Source organism: Kitasatospora sp. NPDC089797, assembly GCF_040684795.1.
Lineage (GTDB): Bacteria > Actinomycetota > Actinomycetes > Streptomycetales > Streptomycetaceae > Kitasatospora.
Genome location: NZ_JBFBGS010000053.1, coordinates 30721 through 54375, shown reverse-complemented (window position 1 = coordinate 54375; position 23655 = coordinate 30721). Strand labels below are relative to the sequence as shown.

The following is a 23655-nucleotide window of genomic DNA, read 5'->3' as shown; positions in this document are numbered from 1 at the left end:
GGAGGGTCGGCGAGGCTGGTCAGGAGGTGTGGTGCGGCAGCGGGAACTCCCGGCAGAGCCGGGCGACTTCGGCGCGCACCTCGGTGCGGACGGCCGGGTCGAGGGTGAACTCGGCGCCGCCGTGCGGCACCACGGCGGTGAGCACCCGGTCGACCAGGGCGGCGCAGCGGCGCAGCTCGGCCGCACCCATGCCGCGCAGCGCGAGGGTGTTGGTGCCGAAGCGGACGCCGCTGGTGACCCGCGGGCCGTGCGGGTCGCCGGGGATCCGGTTGCGGTTGACCACGATCCCGCAGCCGGCCAGCGCCGATTCGGCGATCGCGCCGGTCAGGCCGCGCCGGCCGACGTCCAGCAGCACCATGTGGTTGTCGGTGCCGCCGGTGACCAGGGTGTGGCCGAGGCCCGCGAAGGCCTCCGCCAGCTCGCGGGCGCCGGTGACCACCCGCTGTGCCAGGGCCCGGAACTCCGGCTGGGCGGCGATGTCGAAGGCGCGCGCCTTGGCGGCCACCGCGCCCAGGTCGGGGGTGCCCTGGAGGAACGGGAAGGTGCCGTGGGCGATCGCCTGGGCGAGGGTGCGCCGGGTGCCGGGCACCGGCAGGTCGGCGTCCCGGCCGAGCAGGATCAGGCCGCCCCGGGGGCCGTAGAGCTGCTTGTAGGTGCTGGTGGTGGTGGCGTGCGCGTGGTCGACCGGGCTCGGGTGCAGCCCGGCCGCGACCAGGCCGGCGATGTGCGAGATGTCGGCGAGCAGGAAGGCGCCGACCTCGTCGGCGATCCGCCGGAACCGGGCGAAGTCCACGGTGCGCGGGTAGGCGCTGGCGCCGCACACGATCACCTTGGGCCGGTGGGCGCGGGCCAGTTCGGCGACCTGCTCGTAGTCCAGCAGGCCGTCGGCGTCGGTGCCGTAGCCGACCGCGTGGAAGAACCGGCCGGACACCGAGGCCGGCGAGCCGTGGGTCAGGTGGCCGCCCGCGCTCAGCTCCATGCCGAGCAGGGTGTCGCCCGGCTTCATCAGGGTGCAGAGCACGATCTGGTTGGCGGTGCTGCCGGAGTGCGGCTGCACGTTGGCGTACCGGGCGCCGAACAGCGCGCGGGCCCGCTCCACCGCCAACCGCTCGACCTCGTCGACCAGTTCGCAGCCCGCGTGGTAGCGGGCGCCCGGGTAGCCCTCGGTGGTGACGTTGGAGATGCTGGCGCCCGCGCAGGCCAGCACCGAGGGGTCGGCGCTGCTGGAGGCGGCCACCATGGCCAGCGTCTCGTTCTGCCGGGCGTGCTCGCGCTCCAGCAGGTCGGCCAGCAGCGGGTCGGCGGCGGCCAGCCGGTGGGCGCCGAGTTCGGCGTAGCCGGCCAGGGTGCCGGCGCTCGTGGTGGTGGTGATGCTCATGCGTGGCTCTCCTCGTGCCGCTCGTGCGCGCCCTCGCGGGCGAGCAGGTCGCGGGCCTCCTCGTCGGTCATCTCCAGCAGGGCGGCGGCGATCCCGGCCACCGCCGCGACGTCGGTGCCGGTCTCGCGGCCCCGGGCGGCCAGCCGCTGCGCCTGTTCGGCGAGGGTGGGCGCCTCGAACAGCTCGCGCAGCGGCAGGTCGACGCCGAAGGTCTCCAGCACCGCCGAGGCGAGCCGGGTGGCGAGCAGCGAGTGCCCGCCGAGTGCGAAGAAGTCGTCGTCGGCGCCGACCCGTTCGACCTCCAGCAGGTCGGCCCAGAGCGCGGCCAGCACCCGTTCGGTGTCGTCCCGGGGGGCCACGTACGCGGACGCGGCCCGGTCGGCGTTCGCGTCGGGCTCGGGCAGCGCGGCGCGGTCCACCTTGCCGTTGGGCGACAGCGGCAGCGCCTCCAGCGTCACGAACACCGACGGGACCATGTACTCCGGCAGGTCGGCCCGGAGCAGGGCGCGCAGTTCGGCCGCGGCCGGGGCGGGTGCGCCGTCCCGGGCGGCCACCAGGTAGCCGATCAACCGCCGCTCGTCCCCGCTGCCGCGGGCCGCGACCACGGCCCGTTCGACGCCGGGGTGGCGGCGCAGCACCGACTCGATCTCGCCCAGCTCGATCCGCAGGCCGCGCAGCTTGACCTGGTGGTCCAGCCGGCCGATCAGCTCGATCACCCCGTCGGCCCGGGTGCGGGCCAGGTCGCCGGTGCGGTACAGCCGGGCGCCGGCCGGCACCGGACCGGCGCCGGCCCCCGGGTGCGGGCGGTAGCGGTCCGCGGTCAGGCCCGGCCGGCCGAGGTAGCCGCGGGTCAACCCGGTGCCGGCCAGGCAGAGTTCCCCCGGGACCCCGACCGGGGCCGGCTCCAGCGCCGGGGTCAGCACCACGGCCTGCTGGTTCACCATCGGGCGGCCGTACGGGATGCTGGTCCAGGCCGGGTCGACCTCGCCGACCGGGTAGGTGATCGAGTGGACGGACGCCTCGGTGGCGCCGCCGAGCGCGATGAAGGCCAGCCCCGGCGCCAGTCGGCGGAACCGCCCGGGCAGCGGGACGGGGATCCAGTCGCCGCCGAAGAAGGCGACCCGCAGCTTCGGCAGGCGGACGTTGCGCTCCTCCCCGGCCCGGACGAAGGCGTCGGCCAGCGCGGGGGCCGAGTTCCACACCGTCACCCGGTGGCGGCGCACCAGGTCCACCCAGTGGTGGGGGTCGCGGGCCCGGTCCGGGTGCGGCATGACCACCGCGCCGCCGGCCGCCAGGATGCCGAGGGTCTCGTAGACGAACATGTCGAAGCTGGGGGAGGAGAGGCCGAGCACCCGGTCGTCCGGGCCGACGCCGTAGGTGGCGTTGAGGTCCAGCAGGTTGTTGACGGCGCCGCGGTGCGGGACGGCGATGCCCTTGGGCGCGCCGGTGGAGCCGGAGGTGTAGATGACGTAGGCGAGGTGGTCCGGCGTCGGGCGGGCGGCGGTCGGCCGCTCGGCGGGCCACTGCCCGGCGTCCTCCACCTCCAGCAGCGCCGTCCCGTCGGCGGGCAGCAGTCCGGCCAGGGCGCGTTCGGTGAGCACCACCGGCGGCGCCGCGTCCCGGAGCATGAAGGCCAGCCGCTGCTCGGGGTAGGACGGGTCCAGCGGCAGGTAGGCGCCGCCGGACTTGAGCACGCCGAGCAGGGCGGCGACCAGGGCCGGGCCCTTGCCGAGGCAGACGCCGACCGTGGTGTCCGGGCCGACGCCCAGCGCGGCCAGCCGGCCGGCGATCCGCTCGGCGAGCTCGTCCAGGGCCGCGTAGCTCAGCTCGCCCTCGGCGTGCAGCACGGCCGCCGCCTGCGGGCGCTCGGCCAGCCGGGCCTCGAACAGCTGGTGCAGGCAGGCTCCGGCCTGCGGGTAGGGGTGGGCGGTGTCGTTCCACTCGACCAGGGCGCGGTGGCGCTCGGCCGCGGTCAGCATCGGCAGCGCCGACAGCGGGGTGTCGGGGGAGGCGACCGCGGCGGCCAGCAGGGTGCGCCAGTGTCCGAGCAGCCGCTCCACCGTGGCCGGGTCGAAGAGGTCGCTGGCGTACTCGACGGTGCCGGTGAACGCGCCGTCCAGCTCGCGCAGTTGGAGGTTGAGGTCGAGCTGTGCGCCGCCGCGCGGCACCTCCCGGACGGTCACCGCCAGGCCGGGCAGCTCGGGGGCGGCCAGCGGGGCGTTCTGCACCAGCAGGAGCGACTGGACGACCGGGTTGTGGCTGAGCGAGGGGCTCGCGGACCGCTCGGGGAGCATCCGCTCGAACGGCAGCCGCTGGTGCTCGAAGGCGTCCAGCGCGGACCGGCGGACCCGGGCCAGCAGTTCGGTGAAGGTGGGGTCGCCGGCCAGCGAGGTGCGGATCGGCAGGATGTTGACGAAGCAGCCGATCAGCCCCTCGGCCTCGGCCGGGCGCACGCCGGTGCCGGTGCCGACCACGATGTCCTCGCCGCCGCTGTGCCGGGCCAGCACCGCCTGGAAGGCGGCCAGCAGGGCCATGAACGGGGTCGCCCCGGCCCGGCGGCACAACGCCCGGACGGCGTCGGACAGTTCGGCCGGAAGGTCGACCGGCAGGGCGGCGCCGCGCAGCGACTGGACGGCGGGGCGCGGGCGGTCGCAGGGCAGTTCCAGCAGCTCGGGCGCGCCGGCCAGGGTCCGGTGCCAGTGGGCGAGGTCCGGGTCGTCGCCGGTGGCCCGGGACTCGGCCTCCCAGACGGCGAAGTCGCCGTACTGGACGGGGAGTTCCGGCAAGTCGGCGCCCTTCCCGGCGTAGCACTGCGCCAGCTCGGCGAGCAGCACGCCGACCGACCACATGTCGGCCACCAGGTGGTGGACGGTGACGGCCAGCACGTGCCGCTCCGGCGCCAGCCGGTGCAGCGTGGCGCGCAGCAGCGGCCCGTGGGCGAGGTCGAAGGGGCGGGCGGCGTCGGCGGCCAGCACGGCGTCCAGCCCGGCGGCCGGGGTCGCCCGGGTCTCCAGTGCGAACGGCTGCGGCTCGCCGACCAGTTGGACCAGTTCGCCGTCGACCTGGTCGAAGCAGGTGCGCAGCGACTCGTGCCGGTGGACCAGCTCGGTCAGCGCGGCGCCGAGCGCGGCGGGGTCGAGCGGGCCGTCCAGCTCCAGCGCGAACGGCAGGTGGTAGGCGCTGGTGCCGGGGGTCAGTCGCTCCACCAGCCAGATCCGGCGCTGCGCCGAGGTGGCGGGGAAGGCGAACTGCTGCATGGTCTGCTCTGCTCTCTGCCGGTCGGACGGCTCGGGCTCGTGGTCGGGGGCCGGGGTGGGGGCGTGGCCGGGAACGGGAACGGGAGGGACGGTGGCGGCGGTGGGGACGGCGGGGGCGGTCATGCGCCGGTCACCAGGTAGGCGGCGGCCTCGGGGCCCAGCCCGGCCGGGATCCGCAGGTCGGGCCGGACGGCGCCGGTCGGCGGGTGGTCGGCCGCGCGGCGGGCCCGGCCTCCGCCGGTGACGTGCAGCAGCACGGTGTCCCGGGCCCCGATCCGTCCGGCGGCGACCGCCCGGCGCAGGCCGGCCAGGGCCACCGCCGCGGCCGGGGCGATGTCGATGCCCTCGGCCCCGGCGAACAGCCGCCCGGCGGCCACCGCCTCGGCGTTGTCCGCCGCCAGCAGCTCCCCGCCGCTCGCGGTGAGGATCTCGCGCACCCCGCCGGCCACCCCGTACGGCGGCTTGCGGGTGGTCAGTTCCGGCGCGTGGGCGGCGGCGACGGCGGCCCGCACGTCCGGGCCGGAGCCCACGGCCGGCTCGGCCAGGCCCTGTTGCCAGGCCCGGACCATCGGCGCGAACGGGGTGTTCTGGCAGAGCGTCAGCCGGGGCAGTCCGCCGGAGCGCCCGGCCCGGTCCGGCGCGGCCGGGAAGCCGGCCGCCAGCAGCCGGCCGGCCGCCTGGTGCGCGGCGATCGCGCCGGCCCCGCTGCCCACCGCCTGCACGTAGTGGTCGGGCAGCCGGCCGATGGTCTCGGCGGCCGCCAGCAGCGCGGTGCCCAGGCCGTCGCGCCGGGCCACGTTGCGGGTGCCGCCCTCGGCCTGGTGGCCGGGCCGGGCGGCGATCGCGTCGGCCAGCTCGATCGCGTCGGTGTAGTCGCCGGCCACCGTCACCAGCCGGACGCAGTCGGCCCGTTCACCGGCGGTGGCGAGGGCGGGCAGCGCCGTCTCCGGCACCACCAGCACGCACGCCACCCCCTGCCGGGAGCAGGCCCGCAGGAAGGCCGCGGCGGTGTTCCCGGCGGACGCCACCACCAGGACCGGCGGCCGCTCGGGCAGCCGGGCCAGCACCGCCTGGGCCTCCAACTCCTTGAAGCTGCCGGTGGCGAGGGCCGCGCCGCGCTCGGGCCAGTAGCCGCTGAACGCGACCCACAGCTCGGCCAGGCCCAGTTCGCGGCCCAGCCGCTCGGCCCGGTAGGTGGTGCCGCCGCCGCCCTCGGGCAGGGCCCGGCCGGCGGTCGGCAGCCAGCAGCGGTAGCGGAACGGGCCCTCCCCGGCGGTGGGGGCGAACGCGGTCGCGTACTCCGTGCTCAGCAGGCCCGGCCGGTGCGCCGCGGCGCAGTCCAGGCGCAGCCCGTCGTCCTGGTAGCCCTGCCGGCAGACCGGACATCGCAGCAGGTACGGGCGGGGGGCGGCGGCCGCGGCCGGCCGGGCGGCCGGGGCCTGGGGGGCGGAGGTCATCGGCCCTCCCCGGCGACGGACCCGGCGGCGGCCGCGGCGGCGGACATGGCGGTGGACGAGGCGGCGGGCTGCGGGCGCAGCGTGCCGTCGGCGCCGCGGCTGACGGCGTACCGGGAACGGTCCACCCGGGTCAGCCCGGGCCGGGCAGGTCCGGTCGTCCGCCGGGCCCGGGCCGCGGTGTCCACCAGGGCGGCCACGGCGGCGACCGTGGGCCGCTCGAACAACCGGTGCAGCGGCAGGTCGGTGCCGAACTCGCTCCGGGCGCGCTCGGCGAAGCGGGCCAGCAGCAGGGAGTGCGCGCCCCGGTCGAACAGGTCCTCGTGGCGGCCGAGCGGGCCGGTGCCGAGCAACTCGGCCAGCAGCGCGGCGATCCGCTCCTCGGTCGGGCCGACCGGCGGCTCGACCGGCCGCCCGGCCGCGTCCGGGCCGGCCGGGGCGGCCTCCGGTGCGGGCAGGGCCCGCCGGTCCACCTTGCCGTTCGCGGTCAGCGGCAGCTCGGCCAGCGTCACCAGCAGCGCGGGGACGGCGTAGCCGGGCAGGGTGTGCCGCAGCCGCTCGCGCAGGTCGGCGGGGGCGGCCGGGGCGCCGTGCTCCCCGTCGCCGTGCTGCTCCAGGTAGCCGACCAGGCGCGCCGCGGCGCCCGCGCCGTCCACCACGACCGCCGCCCGGCGCACCGGGGGCAGCCGCTCCAGGGCGACCTCGATCTCGCCCAGCTCGATCCGGTGGCCGTGCACCTTGACCTGGGTGTCGGCGCGGCCGACGAACAGCAGCGCGCCGTCCGGCCCGCGCCGCACCAGGTCCCCGGTGCGGTAGAGGCGGGCCCCGGGCCGGCCGCCGAAGGGGTCCGGCACGAAGCGCTCCGCGGTCAGCCCGGGCCGGCCGAGGTAGCCGTGGGCCAGGCCGTCGCCGCCGATCAGCAGCTCACCGGTGATCCCCGCGGGGACCGGCTGGAGGGACGGGTCGACCAGGTGGAGGCGGGTGTTGGCGACCGGGGTGCCGAGCGGCAGCTCGCCGTCGGCGCTGGTCAGCTCGCCGCGCGCCGACCAGACGGTGGTCTCGGTCGGGCCGTAGACCTGCCACAGCCGTACGTCGCGGGCCAGCAGTGCGGCGGCCAGCTCGGCCGGCAGCCGTTCGCCGCCGCACAGCGCGGTCAGCCCGGGGGTGCCCGACCAGCCCGCGTCCAGCAGCAGTTGCCAGGTCACCGGGGTGGCCTGGAGGTGGGTGATCCCGCCGGCCTCCAGGCAGGCCCGCAGCCGGGAGCCGTCGCCGGCCGTCGCGGCGTCCGCCAGGTGCACGGTCGCGCCGGTGGCCAGCGGCAGGAAGTACTCCAGCGCGGCGATGTCGAAGGCCGGGGTGGTGACGGAGAGCCAGCCGCTCCCGGGGGCGGTCCGCAGGTCGCGCTCGAAGGAGGCCAGCAGGTTCGCCAGCGCCCGGTGCGGGACCACCACGCCCTTGGGGCGGCCGGTCGAGCCGGAGGTGTGCAGCACGTAGGCCGGGGCCTCCGGGTCGACCGGGGTGTCGGCGGTGCGGCGGGCCTCGCCGATGCCGTCGAGGGGCAGGACGGTCCAGTCGCCGGCCGGCACCCGGTCGGCGGGCAGGTCGGTGAGGACGGCGGCGGCGTCGCCGTCGGCCAGCACCAGGGCCAGCCGCTCGGCCGGGTGGCCGGGATCCAGCGGCAGGTAGGCGGCGCCGGACTTGAGCACGCCGAGCAGTGCGGCGAGCAGCCGCGGGGTGCGCGGCAGCAGGACGGCGACGGTCCGGCCGGGGCCGACGCCCAGGGCGCGCAGCCGCTCGGCGACGCCGTCGGCGAGCCGGTCCAGGGTGCCGTAGTCCAGCTGCTCGCCGCCCCCGGGGCCGGCGGCGCGGACCGCGACGGCCTCCGGGGCCCGGGCGGCCCGGGCCTCGAAGCGGCGCAGCACGCCGTCGGCGGGGTCGTAGCCGAGCGCGGTGTCGTTGCCGTCGGCGAGCAGCGCGGCCCGCTCGGCCGGGGAGACCAGCGGCAGCGTGCCGACCGGCCGGTCCGGGTCGGCGGCGAGCTCCGCCAGCAGGGTGGCGAAGCGGGCGGCGAAGCGCTCGGCCGTCACCGGCAGGTAGCGGTCGGTGTCGTAGCGGACGGAGCCGGCCAGGCCGTCGGCGGTCGCCCCCAGGGTCAGCTGGAGGTCGAACTGGCTGCCGCCGACCGGGAGCGCCAGCGTCGAGCACGCCAGCGGTCCGAGGGCGAACGGCAGGCCGTCGCGGCCGGTGGCCATCGCGACCAGCGCCTCGGCGTGCCCGCCCGGCGCCTGCTGAAGGCTGAACAGGCTGCGCACCAGCGGCCGTCCGCCCTGGTCGCGGTCCGGGCGGACCAGCTCGACCAGCGAGGGGAACGGCACCTCGGCGTCGTCCAGGGCGGTGCCCGCGGCGTCCCGCACCCGGGCCAGCAGCGCGGGGAACGCCTCGGCGGCGTCGATCCGGGCGCGCAGCGGCACGGTGTTGACCAGGCAGCCGACCGTGCCGGCGAACCCGGCGTCCGCGCGGCCGTGGGTCGGGGAGCCGACCACCACGTCGGACTCCCCGGTGCTGCGGGCCAGCAGCAGCTGGTAGGCGGCCAGCAGCACGACGTAGAGGGTGCTGCCGGAGCGCCGGGCCAGGGCGGTCAGCGCCTCGGTGGTGGCGGCGTCCACCGTCAGCGGCACGCTCGCCCCGCGCATCCGCTGGCGCTCGGGCCGCGGCAGGTCGGCGGGCAGCGAGGTGCCGGTGCGGACCCCGTCGAGGGCGGTGCGCCAGCGCTCCAGGCTGCGCCGTCCGGCGGCGGTGGCGGGCAGTTCGGCCTGTCGGCGGGCGAAGGCGGCGAAGGGGGCGGCGGTGGACGCGGTGCCGGTGTCCGCGGCGTCGGTGAGCGGCTCGCCGCGCAGCACCGCCGGGTAGTGGGCGGCCAGTTCGTCCAGCAGCAGGGAGAGCGACCACAGGTCGGCGACCAGGTGGTGGGCGGTCAGGACCAGTCGGTGGCCGTCCTCGGCGCCGGTGAAGAGCCGGGCCCGCAGCAGCGGGCCGGTCGCCGGGTCGAACGGCTGCTCGGCGGCCTCGGTTAGGCGGGCGGTCAGCTCGGCCGGGCTCCAGCCGGCGGCGTCCACCTGGTCGAAGGCGGGCGGGAGTTCGGCGTGCACCCGCTGCACCGGGTCGGCGCCGGTCCGGGGGAAGGTGCTGCGCAGCACGGCGTGCCGGCGGACCAGGCCGTCCAGCGCGGTGCGCAGGGCGGCGGGGTCGAGGTCGCCGTGCACCCGGAAGGCGGCGGAGACCAGGTGGGCGGGGCTGTCCGGGGCGACCTCGTGCAGGAGGCGCAGCGCCGCCTGGTTGGGGGAGAGCGGGTGGTCGCCGGGCTCGGTGACGGCGGCCGCCACCGGGGCGTCGGCGTCCGCTCCGTCCGTCGCGTCCGTGGCGGCGAGCCGCTCGGCGAGCAGTCCGGCCAGTCCGCCCAGGTCCAGGGCGAGGGCCTCGGTCAGTCCCAGGTCGACGCCCAGGGCGGCGCGCAGCTCGTGCCGCAGCCGCACCGCGCCGAGCGAGTCCAGGCCGAGTTCGGCGAGCCGGCGCTCCGGCGAGAGTTCCTCGGCGGTCAACCCGAGCCGGGCGGCGAGCAGTTGACCCAGTGCGGCCAGCAGCAGGGCCGGCCGTCCGGCCGGGTCGGCGGCCCGCAGCGCGGCGGCGTCCAGCGCCACCGGGCGCTCGTCCGCGGCGCCCTGCGGGCGGCCGCTGTGGGCGAGCGCGGTGAGGGCGCCCTCGCGGTAGGAGGCGGCGCACACGTGGCGCTGGACCTTGCCGCTGGAGGTGCGCGGCAGCGTCGCGGCGCGGATCAGCACCACGGCGGCCGGCCGGACCCCGTGCGCCTCGGCGACCGCCTCGCGCACCGCGAGGGCCAGGGCCGGCAGGTCGCCGTCCTGGTGGTCGCGGGCGACCTCGTGGACGATCACCAGCTCGGCCGCACCGGCCAGTTCGACCTGGACGGCGGCGCCGCAGTTGGCACGCAGCGCGGGGTGGACGGCGGCGACGGTCTGCTCGATGTCCTGCGGGTAGTGGTTGCGGCCGCGCACGATGACCAGGTCCTTGAGCCGCCCGGTGACGTACAGTTCGCCGTCGCGCAGCAGCCCGAGGTCGCCGGTGCGCAGGAACGTCGGGCCCTCGGCGTCGGTCTGCCCGTCGGCCGCGGCGAGGCGGGCGCCGAAGGTGGCCGCGGTGTGCTCGGGCCGGTTCCAGTAGCCCTGGGCCACGCTCGGCCCGGAGAGCCAGATCTCGCCGATCGCGCCGGCGGGCACCGGGTGCCGGGTGACCGGGTCGACGATCTCCAGCCGCTGGGAGTCGTCCGGCCGCCCGCTGCTGACCAGCTCGGTGCTCCCGGCGGCGGTGCCGTCGGCTCCGGCGACGCCTTCGAGCAGCGATTGGGGGGCGTCGTAACGGGCCGGGGCGGTGCCGTGCGGCTTGCAGGAGACGATCAGGGTGGCCTCGGCCAGCCCGTAGCACGGGGTGAAGGCCTCGGCCCGGAAGCCCGCTGGGGCGTAGGCCTCGGCGAAGCGGCGGAAGGTCTCGGCGCGCACCGGTTCGGCGCCGTTGAAGGCCACCTCCCAGCTGCTCAGGTCGAGCCCGGCCAGCACCTCGGGGGTGGCCAGGTCCGCGCACAGGTCGTAGGCGAAGTTGGGGCCGCCGCTGACCGTCGCCCGGGTGCGGCTGATCTCGCGCAGCCAGCGCAGCGGGTCCTGGGCGAAGGCGGTGGGCGCCATCAGCGAGCAGGAGCCGGCGTAGTACAGCGGCTGGAGCATGCCGCCGATCAGGCCCATGTCGTGGAAGAGCGGCAGCCAGGACATGCCGCGGGTGCTGCCGGTGGTGCGGAAGGCCCGCTGGATCAGGGCCGAGTTGTGCAGCAGGTTGCCGTGGGTGAGCACCACGCCGCGCGGGGCCGAGGTGGAGCCGGAGGTGTACTGGAGGAACGCCACGGTGTCGGCCCCGACCCGCGGGTGCGTCCACTCCGCCGCCTCCTCGGCGGGCACCAGGTCGGTCGCCACCAGCCGCAGGACGTCCATCACCGCGCCGTCCGGGTTCCCGGGCAGCAGCCGGTCCCGGACGGCGGCGGTGGTCAGCGCGACCGTCGCCCCGCAGTCCGCGACGATGTCGACCAGCCGCTCCAGCGAGCGCGGCCGGCGGTTGGGCGGGTACACCGGGACGGCGACGGCCCGCGCGTACAGGCAGCCGACGAAGGAGACCACGTAGTCGAGGCCCGGCGGCTGGAGCAGCAGCACCGGCCGGTCGGTCAGACCGAGCCGCTGCAGACGGGCGGCGACGGCCCGGGCCCGGCGGTCGAGCTGTCCGTAGCTCAGCCGCTCGGCCGGAGCGTCCTCCTTCCCGGAGAACTCGAAGGCCGTGCGGTCCGGATCCGCCGCCGCGGTGGCGGCGATCGCCGAGATCCAGTCCTGGTGCTCAAGTCGCGGGTCCACGCGTTCTTCCCTCACCGTTCGGTGTCCGATGCCCTGTGTCCGCCGTCGTGGTGGCGGCCGTCGTGGTGCCGGCCGGTGGTCCCGGCCGCCCCTGCTCAGCCGGCGGCCGGGACCGCCCCGGCCGTCCCGGCCTGCGCCGCCATCGCCACGCGCAGGCTCAGCGGCCGCATGTCGGTCCACACCTCGTCGATGTGGGCCAGGCACTCGGCCTTCTCGCCCCGGGGGCCCTCGGCGCGCCAGCCGGCCGGCAGCTCCCGGTCGGCGGGCCAGATCGAGTACTGCTCCTCGTGGTTGACCACGACCTGGTAGACGGTGGTGTCCTCGTTGCTCATGACTGCGCTCCGATTCGGTGGAGGTGTGCTGCTGACGGGGTGCGGCCGCCGCCCGGCGGCGGGACCGCGGGCCGGGCGACCTGGGATCGATGCTGTCGTTCCGCCCTGACCGCGCCCTGGTCACGGCCTGACCGCCGTCCTGGCCGGTTCTGGGCCCGAGCTGGGGGGTTGCGGACGCGGCTCCGGCGTCCGACCGGCGGGGCACCGGCCGCGCACCGGCGCCGCTCCGGCCGTCGACCGGCCGCCCACTGACGGCCGGCCGAAGGCCCACTGACGGCCCACTGAAGGCCGACTGAACGCCGGCCTGGGCCCTCAGCCGGCCGGTTGCGCCGGGCGGAGCGCGGGGAAGAGCCGGGCCTCGGCGGCTTCGCGGAGGTAGGCGGCGCCGGCCGTCCCGCCGGTGCCGCGCACCGAGCCGATGATCTTCATCGTGATGCCCCAGTGGGTGCGCTTCATCGCCCCCCAGGCCTCGTCCAACCCGGCCATCACGGGCCCGAGTTCGTCCTGCGGCAGGCCGCTCGCCAGGAGCGCGAGGTGCAGCGTGGGGCAGGACCGCTCGACGCCCCGGTAGGCCCGGGACTGGACGGCGCTGCGCCCGTCGGTGTTGGCCCGGATCACCGCGAAGGCGTCCTTGGGCATGGTGGTCAGCACCCGGAACACCCCGGACGTGCCGGTCACCTGACGGGTCGCCTCCACCAGGAGGTCCCGGGCCCGCCCGGCCCGGCCGTCGGCCACCGCCGCGGTCGCCCCGGCCACGGCCCGGCCGACGGCGGCGAAGACCGCCTCGAAGATCTGGATCACCCGGATGAACATCAGCTCGTCGTGGCCGCGGGTGGTCGGGGTCAGGGTCAGCTCCACCGCCCGCAGCACCCCGGCCGGCACGGCCGCCCGCGCCGCGGCGACCGCCTCCGCGCAGGCCGCGACGAGGGCCTCGGGCTCGCCGGGCGCCACGGTCGGCAGCCCGGCCGTCGCGGTGAGGGCGCGCAGCGCGGCCCGGGTGCGGGGCAGCCCGGCCGGGTTCCCGGGGAGGGCGGCGGCCTCGATCGCCACCACGTCGGCGAGCAGCGCGGTGATCACCTGGTCGGTGTCCGCCCCGGCGGCGGCGAGCGCGGCGTAGACCGGGGTGCCCAGGTAGCTGTCGTAGTCGCCCTGGCGGCCGTCCACCACCTGGGGCAGCCAGTCCGCGAGCAGGCGCGCCGCCGGGTCCCCGGCGGTGTGCGGGTCGGCTGCGGCGGTGCCGTCCGGTGCGGCGGTGTCGTCGGACGGCGCGACGGCGCGGAGGGCGGTCAGCAGCTCCGCGCCGACCGCGTTCTTGCCGACCGCCCGGTAGTGGCCGAGCACCGCCCGGTACGGGAACCGGTCGGCGGCCGCGCCGTCGTGCCGCCACCGGGTCACCTCGTCCAGCGCGCGGCGCGGGTCGAGGTCGGCCGGGTCCGGCCGGGCGGCGGCCAGGCTGGGGCCGTTGACGCCGGGTACGGGGGAGAGGGTGTCACCGTGGGTGGGTGCGGTGGGTGCGGTGGGTGCGGCCGGGGAGAGGGCGGTGGTCAACGGGGGCTCCGTTCGGTGGTCGGCCGGGCCGGGAACGGCCCGGTGCGGCGGTGCCGCCGGCGGTGGCCGCCGGTGGTCCCGCCGGGCAGGACGGCACAGCCCGGCCGGCCGCGGACCGGGCGGTCCGCAGCCGGCCAGGCTGTGGGGGTGGGACGGACGGGGTGCGGCGGGGCGGCGCTCAGCCGTGCTGCGCGGCCGGGTCGGCCAGGACGTACCCATCGCCGGCCCGGTGCGCGCGGGAGCGGCGCAGGTCGGCGAGGACGAAGGTGCGCTGGAGCCACCGGTCGGTGCCGTCGAAGTGCGGACTGAACGCGGTGCGTCCGTGCACGGTGATCCGGTTGTCGACGACGGCCAGGTCACCGGGCTCCAGCCGGACGGTCCGCGCGGTGCGCTCGAAGGCGTCCTGGAGCTCCGCCAGGGCGGCCGCGGCCCGCCCGGTCAGCGGCTCGGTGGCCGCCATGTCCACCCGCAGGTCCGGGTCCTCGGGCGCGCCGCCGAGCACCGGGTGCGGCTCGGCGGGGCCGTCGGCGGCGCCGAAGGAGGGCGGCGGCGCGGTGCGGAACTCGGGCCGCCGCAGGTCCGCCCGGGTCCGCTCGTCCAGCAGCGGCAGCGCCTCGCGCACGCAGGAGGTGCGCAGCCCGGCGAGCCCGTCCGGGTCCGCGCGCAGGCAGAGCAGCATGACGAAGTCCGGGCGGTGCGGGTGGAAGGCGTTCTCGTTGTGGAAGGTGAGCAGCACCGAGCCCGCGTTGCCCTGGAACTCCTCCTGCCCGGGCACCGGGACGACGTCCTGGACCAGCGCGCCGGTCTTCTCCGGGCGGAAGGCGGCCGGGTCGCCGAGCCCGCACGCGGCGAGCACCAGCACGGCGGCCGGGACGGTGGCGGTGCGCTGCACCGAGCCGCCGGCCAGCGGGGTCCGGCCGAGCGCGGCCGCGGCGACCGGCAGGCCGCGCACCAGCAGTGCGCCGCCCGGGCCGGGGTCGCGGCGGAAGCCGCGCAGGGTGCGGCGGAGCCGGGCGGGGAGGTCCTCCCAGCGGTCGCGGACCGCGGCCACCCAGGCCGGGTCGTCGACGAGGGCGGGCGGCGGGTCGCAGAGCAGCGCGGCGACCCGTTCGGTCGCGGTGCGCTCGGCCCCGGTCAGCACCAGGTCCGGTGCCGAGGTGGCGATGTCCGGTGGAACCGGCACGGTATCGGCCTTTCTCGAGGTCGTCGCGGGGCGGCGGTCAGCGGCGGGCGGGGTCGAGCTGCGCGGCGACCACGGCCCACAGGCTGCCCGCGGTCCCGAACGCGTCCCGGTCCAACGCGTCGTCGGGGATGGCGATCCGGTAGGCCTCCTCGAGTCGCACCAGCAGCTCGACGGTGGCCATCGAGTCCAGTCCGGCGGTCCGCAGCTCGCGGTCGGCGGTCAGCGGGAGCTCCTCGGCGAGGCGGGGCAGCAGGTCGGTCAGGACGGCTTCGTAGCGCTCGTCCCAGGGGGCGGTGGCGGTCATGGCGTTCAGCTCCTTGCGGGGCGACCCGGGGGTCGCGGTGGTGGTCGGGGTGGTCGGTGCGTTCGGTGCGGTCGTGCTCCGGCTGCCCGAGTGCCGTGGGTGGCGGGGGAGTCAGTGCAGCGGGCGGCGTCCGAGGACGAGGCGGTCGGCACTGACCACCCGGCCGTCCCGGACGGTGATCTCGGCCGGTGCCGGACGGCTGAGGAAGCCGAGCAGGCTCGCGGTGGCGCCGTAGGCGCCGACGTTGGGCACGGCCAGCAGCTCGCCGGCCCGCGGCGGGGTGGTCTCGGCGGCCCGGCTGATCACGTCGGCGGGCGTGCAGAGCGGCCCCACCAGGGCGACCCGCCGGGGCGGGGCGGCGGTCCCGGGGGAGCCGGTGGTACCGGCCGGGCGCAGCGGTTCGGCGCGCAGCGAGGGCAGTCGGCCGACCCCGGAGAGCCCGCCGAGGTGGTTGATCCCGCTGTCCAGCACGCCGTACGTGGTGCCCCGGCTCTCCTTCACCTCGGTGACGGTGCAGATCAGCCGGCCGCTGTCGCCGACCAGGTACCGGCCGGACTCGAAGGCCGGCTCCAACCGGCCCCGCCAGCCCGGCAGGTGCTCGTTCAGCGCGGCCGTCAGCGGCTCGCGCAGTCCGTCGTAGCGCGGCCGCTCGCCCGGGGCCGCGTACGGGCAGGCGAAGCCGCCGCCGAGGTCGAGCAACTGCAGCGGCACGCCCCAGTGGGCCTCCAGCGCGGCGGCGGTGCGGATCGAGGCGACCGCCTCGGCGAGCAGCCCCTGCGGGTCACTGGCGTTGGTCAGCGGGAAGAAGTGCAGGCCGCACAACTCGGTTCCGTCCACCGTGAGTTCGGCGATGTCGGGCAGGCCGTCGGTGATGTCGTGGCCGAACTGGGAGGGCCCGCCGGTCATCCGCAGGCCGACGCCCGCGCCCGCGCCGGTGCCGTTGATCCGCAGCAGGCAGCGCGCGGTCACGCCCAGCGCCCGGGCCTCGGCGCCGACCCGGCGCAGGTCGGCCGGCGACTCGACGGAGAAGGTGCGCACCCCGGCGGCCAGCGCCTCGCGCAGTTCGCCGGCGGTCTTGCCGGGGCCGCCGTAGAGGCAGTCGGCCCCGGCGAAGCCCGCCTCCAGTGCGGCGGCCAGCTCGCCGGTCGAGCAGATCTCCGGGCTGCACCCGGCCAGCCGCAGGGCACGGACCAGTTCGGGGTGCGGGTTGGCCTTCAACGAGTAGTAGAGGCGGGCGTGTTCGGGCAGTGCCGCGCGCAGGTCGGCGGCGGCCCGGGTGACCCGGTCCAGGTCGTAGACGTAGAGCGGGCTGCCGTAGCGGCCCACCAGCTCGGCCGCCAGCCCGTCCTGCTCGGCCGTCCGGTCGGGCGCGGGGGAGGGGTGGTCAGTGCGCATCGTTCTCCAGCGCCTTCCGGTCGATCTTGCCGTTGGGGGTGAGCGGCATCCGGGCCAGGACCCGGCAGCCGGCGGGCACCTTCGCGGGCTCCAACCGCTGCTCCAGGCCCTCGATCACCCGGCGCGCGGTCAGGCCGTCCTCGCCGGTGACCACCAGGCGCAGGTCGAGCCCGTCCCGGGGCGGCAGTGCGGCGGCGGCCCGCACGCCCGGCACGTCCAGGGCGGCGGCCTCGATCTCCGGCGTCCCCATCCGCACGCCGCGCCGCTTGAACTGGTCGTCGAGGCGCCCGGCGAAGTAGAGGTGGCCGTCCTCGTCCAGCCGGCCGTGGTCGCCGGTGTGCAGCCTGGTCCGCCCGGTGCGCGGGTCGGGGCGGTAGCGGTGGGCGGTGAGCCCGGGCGCGTTCCAGTAGCCGGCCATCACGTGCGGGCCGCCGACGACGATCTCGCCGACCTCGCCCGGCGGCAGCGGGCGGCCCTGCTCGTCGAGCACCTCGACCGTGGTGCCGTCCAGGGCCCGTCCCACCGAGCCGGGGCGTTCGCGGTCGACGTCCGGCTCCGCGACGGTCACCCGCTTGCACTCGGTGATCCCGTACATCGCCACCACGGCCGCGCCCGGGAAGCCGGAGCGCAGCGCCTCGATGGTCGGACCGGCCAGGGCCGCACCGGTGTTGGTGAACAGCCGGACGTGCTCCGGGGCGGCGCCGCGGGCCGCGAGCCGGCACAGCAGCTCGGCCAGCGAGGGCACCACCGGCACCACGGTGGCCCGGTGGGCGCGCAGCGCGGTCAGGGCCCGCACCGGCGCGCCCGCGTCGGTCAGCACCAGCGCGGAGCCGCCGATCGCGGCCAGCAGGAGCTGGTAGAGGCCGTAGTCGAAGGAGAGCGGCAGCGCGGTGAGCACCACGTCGTCCGGCCGGTAGCCGAGCCGGCGGGCGATCGCCCGGGCCGCGAAGACGACCTGGCGGTGGGTGCAGACCACGCCCTTGGGGGCGGAGGTGCTGCCGGAGGTGTAGATCAGCTGGGCGACGGCGTCGGCGGCCGGGCGGACGGCACCGGGTCCGTGCTCCGACACCCCTTCCTCCGCCAGCAGTTCGGCGGGCGCGGCCGCCCGGGCGCCGCAGGCGGCCACCGCCGCGCGGACCGGTTCCGCCTCGGCGGGGTCGAGCACCACCACGGCGGGCGCGGCGTCGGCCAGCACGCCGCGGAGCACGAAGGGCTTCATCTCCGGGTTCAGCGGCACCGCGACGGCGCCGGCCCGCAGCACGCCGTAGTACAGCGCGGCGAACTCCCGCCGGTTGCCCAGCCGCAGCACCACCCGGTCGCCGGGCCGGACGCCGCCGGGGCCGCGCAGCCGGGCGGCCACCGTCCGGCTGGCGGAGGCCAGTTCGGCGTAGCTCCAGGCGCCGTCGTCGTCCCGGACGGCCGGGGCGTCGGGGCGGGCGGCGGCGGTCGCGTCCAGCAGGTCGGTGACGAGGGTGCCGTCGCCGTCGGGTGCGTCGTCGGGCGGCGCGGCGGCGGTGGCCGTCGAGGTGCTCATGCGCACCAGCCCGCGGGGTCGGTGATCTCGACGACCGCGCTGGTGCAGCTGTAGCCGGTGCCCCCGCCGACCAGCAGCACCCGGTCCCCGCCGGCCAGTTCGCCGGTCTCCAGCAGCTCGTTCAGACCGGCGACGTGGTCCCCGGCGCCCAGGTGGCCCACCTCGCGGCAGAACTCCCAGGTGGAGCGCGTCTCGTCGACGCCCAGTTGCTGGGTCAGCTGCCACTGCATCCGCTGGTGCCCGGTGGCGTTGAGCACCACCCGGGCGATCCGCTCGATCGGGGTGTCGGCCTCGGCCAGGGCGGCCCGGATCGACTCCGCCGCGACCTCGGCCGTGCGCAGGGTCGCGGCCCGCAGGTTGCGGTGCTCCCGGAAGTGCTCCTCGGTCCGGGCCCCCAGGTCCACCGGCCGGTCGGCCGCGTCCGGGCCGGGCCGGAACCCGGTGCCCCTGGCCAGGCCCTCGAGGGAGTTGTCCACCCGGGTCGCGGTGGCGAGCAGCCGGGCGACGGCGTTCTCGGCGGAGGTGCTCAGCACCACCGCGGTGCCCCCGTCGCCGTAGACCATGCCGCGCTCGGCGCGCCAGCGGTCGAAGGCCGGCGGGGCGAAGCGGTCGGCGGTGGTCAGCAGGACGGCCTCGTCCCGGCCGGGCCCGCCCGCGTGGAGCTGCCGGGCCGCCAGTTCCATCCCCGACAGGCCGGCGTTGCACTGCTGCAACAGGTCGAAGGCGGGCACCGCCGAACCGACCGTGTGCTCCGCCACGTACGCGGCGGACGGCCACAACTCGGCGCCCTGGAACCACAGGTAGCTGTGGAAGACGGTGCCGACACGGGCCGCCGCGCGGCCCGCCCGGCGCAGCGCGGTGCGCGCGGCGCGGACCGCCATCTCCGGTGCGGCGAGGTCGTCCGGCCCGCCGGCGGTGGCCGCGCTGACCGAGTCGATCCGGTTGACGGCGTGTTCCGCGGCGTCGTACGCACCGGCCGCGACCGCGTCCGCCGCGTCCGCGCGGTCGGCCAGCCAGACACCCGTGCCGGCCAGGTACACCTGCTCCCAGCGCATGTCCCTCCGATCTCCGGCCCCGCGGCAGCGCTCTGCCGGGGGCGACTGTCGGTGACGATGCTTCCGTCCGCCGCCTGCCGCGCGGTTGCCCTCCACTGGCGCCCGGTTGGTGGGCGACTGGCGCCGGGCTGACCACCGGGGGCGGTGCCGCTGACGGCCCACCGGGCGCCCGCCGGTGGGCGGCTGACGTTCCACTGAACGCCCGCTGAGGTCCGGCCGCGGACCCCCGGCACGCCGGTGCCCGGCCCCGCGTGGGCGGGACCGGGCACCGGGCGGGCCCGTCGGGGGCCGGGCCTCAGGGGGTGAGGCGCAGCCGGTTGCGGGCGGCGGCGTCCACCGCCGCGCTCCCGTACGGCCAGGCGAGGCCCTCGCCGCGGGCCCACGGGCCGGTCTGGTCGGTGTAGTTGTCCGAGGTCGCGTGGCCGGAGGCGCCGGTCAGGTTGACCCAGCGGGAGCGGTCGAAGTCCGCCAGGTCCACCACCATCCGCATCGAGGGGACCCAGATCACCTCGAACCCCTTCTGCGGGTCCCAGCCGTTGGCGAGCACGGTGTCGGTGCCGCCGCCGACGCCGATCGGGTCGGCGTTCAGCAGCCACTGGAGCGGCGCCGGGCCGGCCGTGCCCAGGGTCGGGTTCTCCAGCGTGAGGGTGTGCAGGGCGCCCCAGCGCCAGGCGCCCGGGTCGTCGCCCAGCCGCTTGCGCAGATCGGTGGCGGCCTGTTCCATGGCCCGGCGCAGCATCGCGTCGCGGCCCTGGACGGACGGGTCGGCGGTGCTCGTCCACCAGAGGCTGTCCGGCTTGTCGAGCAGGCCGCGCACCACGTCGAACCAGCGGCCGCCGCCGTCCGGGTAGGCGTAGCTCTTGACCCCGGCCCGGCTCAGCCGGTCGGTGAAGGCCTCCTTGAGCAGCTCCCGCCAGACCGCGTTGAAGTAGGCGGCCGGCGCGGAGCCGGCGCCCTGGGTGAAGTCCCAGCCGCGCAGCAGGTCCTGGGCGGGCTTGGTCCCGGCGTCGACCGGGACCTGGAGCAGGTGGGGCACCAGGGTGGCGGCGTTGCCGTTCCAGGTGTCCTGGGTGATCCGCTCCATCGCCGCGACGTCCAGCTTGCCGGCCTGCTCGATCAGGTCGGCGATCCGCTTGCTGCGGTAGCCGGTGCCCCAGTCGCTGCCGATCAGGTGCGGGTAACCGGGGCCGACGACCGCGTTGTTGGCGGTGACGATGTAGCCCTGCGGCGGGTTGAAGCTGGTGGGCAGCTGGTCGAACGGCAGGTAGCCGGTCCAGTCGTAGGCCCCGGTCCAGCCGGGGACGGGGCTGCGGCTGTCGCCGGCCTTGCGGACGGGGATCCGGCCGGGCGTCTGGTAGCCGATGTTGCCGGCGGTGTCCGCGTAGATCATGTTCTGCACCGGGGAGGCGAAGACCGCGGCGGCGGCGCGGAAGTCGTTCCAGTCCTTCGCCCGGTCCAGGGCGAACAGGGCGTCCACGGTGGGGGCGGGGTCGAGCGCGGTCCACTGCATGGCGACCGCGTAGCCGTCCTGGTCGCCGTGCGGCGGCACGTCCGGCTCCCGGCCGTGGTCGGCCACCTCGCCCGCGGACTTGAGCACGTCCGAGATCAGCGGCCCGTGCAGGGTGGAGCGGACGGTCAGGTCGACCGGCCGGCCGCCCGCGACCTTGATCGTCTCCTGCCGTACGGTGAGCGGCAGTTGCCGGCCCTCGTGCTCGTACGAGGAGCCGCTGACCCGTTCCACGAACAGGTCGGAGTCGGCGGCGCCGAGGTCGGTGAAGCCCCAGGAGATGTCGGCGTTGTGGCCGATCACCACGCCCGGCATGCCGGCGAAGGTGAAGCCGCTGACGTCGTAGGCGCAGTCCGGCCCGACCTTGGTGCAGTGCAGGCCGACCTGGTACCAGACGCCCGGCAGCGAGGGGGTGAGGTGCGGGTCGTTCTCCAGCAGCGGCTTGCCGGTGGTGGTGCGGCTGCCGCTCACCACCCAGGAGTTGGAACCGATGCCGATGCCCTGCGGGCCGAGGACGGCGGCCAGCACGGTGCGCACGCGCGCGCTGTCGGCCAGCGCGGTGGAGGCCGCGGCGGGGACGGCGGGGTCCGGGACGGCGGAGTCCGGGGCGGCGGGGTCGGCCGGCGCAGCGGCCTGGGCCTGGGCCGGGGCCGATGCCGGGTCGGGGACGATCGGCGCCCAGCGCTGGAAGTCGTAGCCCGGGAAGAGGTCGTCGGAGGCGCCGTCCGGCAGGTCGGCGGGCAGCATGGCGTGCTGGAACTGGTCGATCATGCCGGTGTTCAGGTTCCAGGCCATGGTCTTCAGCCAGGAGACCGAGTCGGCCGGGGTCCACTGCTCCGGGCGGTAGTCACCGGCGACGAAGCCGAGCACCGGGTACTCCACCGACAGTTCGGCGTCGTGGTGCTCGGCGAGGTAGGCGTTGACGCCGGCGGAGAACGCCCGGAGGTACTCCTGGGTCTGCGGCGACAGCATCGTCACCTCCTGCTCGGCCACCCGGTACCAGCCGAAGGTGCGGGCCACCTTGTCGGTCTGGACCTCGCTCGGGCCGAACATCTCGGCCAACCGGCCGGCGGTGACGTGCCGTTGGACGTCCATCTGCCAGAACCGGTCCTGCGCCTGGGCGTAGCCCTCGGCGAGGAAGAGGTCGTGCGCGGTGTCGGCGTAGATCTGCGGGATCCCGGAGGCGTCCCGGACGATCCGGGCCTCGCCGTGCAGCCCGGGCACGGTGGTGCTGCCGGACAGCTGCGGCAGGGAGCGCCCGACCGTCCAGTAGGTGTATCCGGCCAGGCTGCCGGCGGCCAGCAGGACCAGGGCGGTGAGCACGATCGCGGTGCGCTTCAGGATCCGCAGCACGCGTCGGCGCCCGGACGGCGGCGGCGGGGCGGTCGCGGTCGCGTCGGCGTCGGGTGCGGGGTCGGGTGCGGGGTCGGGGGCCGTCGCCACGGCGGCGCCGGGTTCGGGCCCGGCCTCCCGGGCGGGTTCGGCGGCCGGACGCGGATCGTCCGGCGCGGCGGTGTCGGTCTGGACTGTCACGGGGTGGCGCTTCCTTGTCTCGACGGGGATTCCGGGCACGGCAAGTGCCGCCGTGCGCACGTGGGCGGGCACGGGCGCACGGCGGCGGGGGTTCGAGCGGCGGGGACGAGCGGGGAGTCCGAGCGGCGGGGGAGCACGGCGGACCGGCCGGTCGTACGGAGCGACGGGGCGGCGGAACGGCGGATCGTCCGGGGCGGTGCCCGGTCCCGGCCGCCTCAGCGCGCGAGTCGGGCGGCGCCGTCGCTCCACGGACCGGGGGCGGCCGCGCGCGGTGCCGGCACGGCGGCGGACGTCGCGCCGACCAGGGCCAGGTGCGCGCGCCGGGGAGCCGGTCCGGTGCGCGGGAGCGGGGAGTCGTGGAGCGGCGTGTCGTGGAGCGGGGAGTCGTGGGGCGGGCCGGAGTCGACCGAGGCGGCGGCGCGGGCGAGCGGGTCGGGGCGCCCGGCGAGGATCGCCTCCTCGATCCCGCGCAGTTCGGGGCCCGGCAGCAGGCCGAGGTTCTCGGTCAGGGTGTGCCGGGCCCGCTGGAAGGCGGCGAGCGCGTCGGCCTGCCGGCTGCCCCGGTAGAGCGCGACCATCAGCAGCGCCCAGAGCCGCTCGCGGTACGGGTGCTCGGCGGTGAGGACGAGCAGGTGGGGCACCAGCCGGGCGTGGCCGCCGAGTTGGAGCGCGAGTTCGGCGTGCTCCTCGACCGCGGCCAGCCGCAGCTCCGCGAGCCGGGCGCGTTCGACGTCGAGCAGCGGCCCGCTGACGCCGGTGAGGGCGGGACCGGCCCAGGAGTCGAGGGCGGCGGCCAGGGTCCGTTCGGCGGTCTCGGGCCGTCCGGCCGCCTGGAGGGCGCGGGCGTCGGCCACCGCCTGCTCGAAGCGGCCGAGGTCGTACTGCCCGGGGCCGATGGAGAGCCGGTAGGAGGCGCCGACCCGGGTGAGGACGCCACCGGCGGCGCGCGGGGCCCGGGCGGGCTCGAAGAGCCTGCGCAGCTTGGAGACGTAGGCCTGCACCAGGTTGGCGCCGTCCGCCACGGTGGCGTCGCCCCAGATCCCGTCGATCAGGTGGTCGCGGCCGACGGGCGAGCCCGCACGCAGGAGCAGGACGGCGAGCAGCGCGCGTTGGCGCGGGGCGCCGAGCGGGATTTCGATGCCGTCCCGCCAACCGCGGACCTCCCCCAGCAGTTCGAAGCTGAGGCCGTCCGTGGTGGTGGTCGGAAGGAGAGGAGTGGTCATGGCAGCCTCCGCCGAGCCGGGGTCGTGGTGTGGTGGGCTCGGACGCAGTCGAGGGAACTGTGCGGGATCAGGGGACGGGTCGGGAGGCCGGGCCCGGTCGGGGGAGTTCAGGGGGTGCGGCGGGGCCGGACGGCCCGGCGGCACCGGTTCAGAACTGCCAGCCCATGTCGTCGGTCTTGGCGTTGCCGTTGCCGCCGGCCGGCAGCGCCGACGGGGCCGCGGCCTGGCCGGCGGCGGTGACGGTGCCGTGCTCGGAGGCGGCGGCCGGGCCGGTCTCGGCGAGCCCGGCACCGGCGCCCAGGACGATGGCGGCGGCGGCGAGGACGGCGGCGAAACGGAACTTCGTGGCGGCCATGATGGCTCCTTTCGGGCATGGGAATGCCCGGTGCGGTAAGGGGGGTTCGGGTGAGGCGGCGGTTCCTGCTGCTGCTCGCCGCGCTTCGACGAGATCGATTCTGCCGGGCTGACGAGCCGGTTGTCCCAGCTC

14 protein-coding genes are annotated in these 23655 nt (G+C 77.2%); all 14 read right to left on the bottom strand.

The window, feature by feature from the left end:
• Positions 1-19 precede the first annotated feature (19 nt).
• A complete protein-coding gene (gene glyA, locus AB0O91_RS33050) occupies positions 20-1378 on the bottom strand; it encodes a serine hydroxymethyltransferase (protein WP_363441157.1) in 1359 nt (452 codons plus the stop codon).
• A complete protein-coding gene (locus tag AB0O91_RS33045; protein ID WP_363441155.1) occupies positions 1375-4758 on the bottom strand; it encodes an amino acid adenylation domain-containing protein in 3384 nt (1127 codons plus the stop codon). The genes glyA and AB0O91_RS33045 overlap by 4 nt, the downstream gene beginning before the upstream one ends.
• On the bottom strand, positions 4755-6092 hold the full coding sequence (locus tag AB0O91_RS33040; protein ID WP_363441153.1) for a cysteate synthase: 1338 nt from the start codon (positions 6090-6092) through the stop codon (positions 4755-4757). The genes AB0O91_RS33045 and AB0O91_RS33040 overlap by 4 nt, the downstream gene beginning before the upstream one ends.
• Entirely contained in the window at positions 6089-11554 is a 5466-nt protein-coding gene (locus AB0O91_RS33035) for an amino acid adenylation domain-containing protein (RefSeq protein WP_363441151.1), read from the bottom strand. The genes AB0O91_RS33040 and AB0O91_RS33035 overlap by 4 nt, the downstream gene beginning before the upstream one ends.
• 95 nt (positions 11555-11649) lie before the next feature.
• Complete coding sequence (locus tag AB0O91_RS33030; RefSeq protein WP_363441149.1) at positions 11650-11886, bottom strand: MbtH family NRPS accessory protein; 237 nt, start codon at positions 11884-11886, stop codon at positions 11650-11652.
• A 312-nt stretch (positions 11887-12198) separates the two neighbouring features.
• Entirely contained in the window at positions 12199-13434 is a 1236-nt protein-coding gene (locus tag AB0O91_RS33025; protein ID WP_363441148.1) for a hypothetical protein, read from the bottom strand.
• A gap of 178 nt (positions 13435-13612) precedes the next feature.
• Positions 13613-14617, bottom strand: a complete 1005-nt coding sequence (locus AB0O91_RS33020) for a clavaminate synthase family protein (RefSeq protein WP_363441146.1) — start codon at positions 14615-14617, stop codon at positions 13613-13615.
• A gap of 37 nt (positions 14618-14654) precedes the next feature.
• Positions 14655-14921, bottom strand: coding sequence for a phosphopantetheine-binding protein (locus AB0O91_RS33015; protein ID WP_363441144.1), 267 nt, complete (start codon positions 14919-14921; stop codon positions 14655-14657).
• A gap of 111 nt (positions 14922-15032) precedes the next feature.
• Positions 15033-16316 carry a type III PLP-dependent enzyme gene (locus tag AB0O91_RS33010; RefSeq protein WP_363441142.1) on the bottom strand — a complete coding sequence of 428 codons (1284 nt, stop codon included), beginning with the start codon at positions 16314-16316 and terminating at the stop codon, positions 15033-15035.
• The gene (locus tag AB0O91_RS33005; RefSeq protein ID WP_363441140.1) at positions 16306-17850 is read right to left on the bottom strand and encodes an AMP-binding protein; all 1545 of its coding nucleotides are present in this window, start codon (positions 17848-17850) and stop codon (positions 16306-16308) included. The genes AB0O91_RS33010 and AB0O91_RS33005 overlap by 11 nt, the downstream gene beginning before the upstream one ends.
• On the bottom strand, positions 17847-18905 hold the full coding sequence (locus tag AB0O91_RS33000; protein ID WP_363441138.1) for a ketoacyl-ACP synthase III family protein: 1059 nt from the start codon (positions 18903-18905) through the stop codon (positions 17847-17849). The genes AB0O91_RS33005 and AB0O91_RS33000 overlap by 4 nt, the downstream gene beginning before the upstream one ends.
• Positions 18906-19200: 295 nt before the next feature.
• On the bottom strand, positions 19201-21945 hold the full coding sequence (locus tag AB0O91_RS32995) for a penicillin acylase family protein (protein WP_363441136.1): 2745 nt from the start codon (positions 21943-21945) through the stop codon (positions 19201-19203).
• Positions 21946-22160: 215 nt separating this feature from the next.
• A complete protein-coding gene (locus AB0O91_RS32990) occupies positions 22161-23168 on the bottom strand; it encodes an AfsR/SARP family transcriptional regulator (RefSeq protein WP_363441134.1) in 1008 nt (335 codons plus the stop codon).
• Between the two features lie 148 nt (positions 23169-23316).
• Positions 23317-23523: a hypothetical protein gene (locus tag AB0O91_RS32985; RefSeq protein ID WP_363441132.1), complete on the bottom strand. Its 207-nt coding sequence runs from the start codon at positions 23521-23523 to the stop codon at positions 23317-23319.
• Positions 23524-23655: the final 132 nt, after the last annotated feature.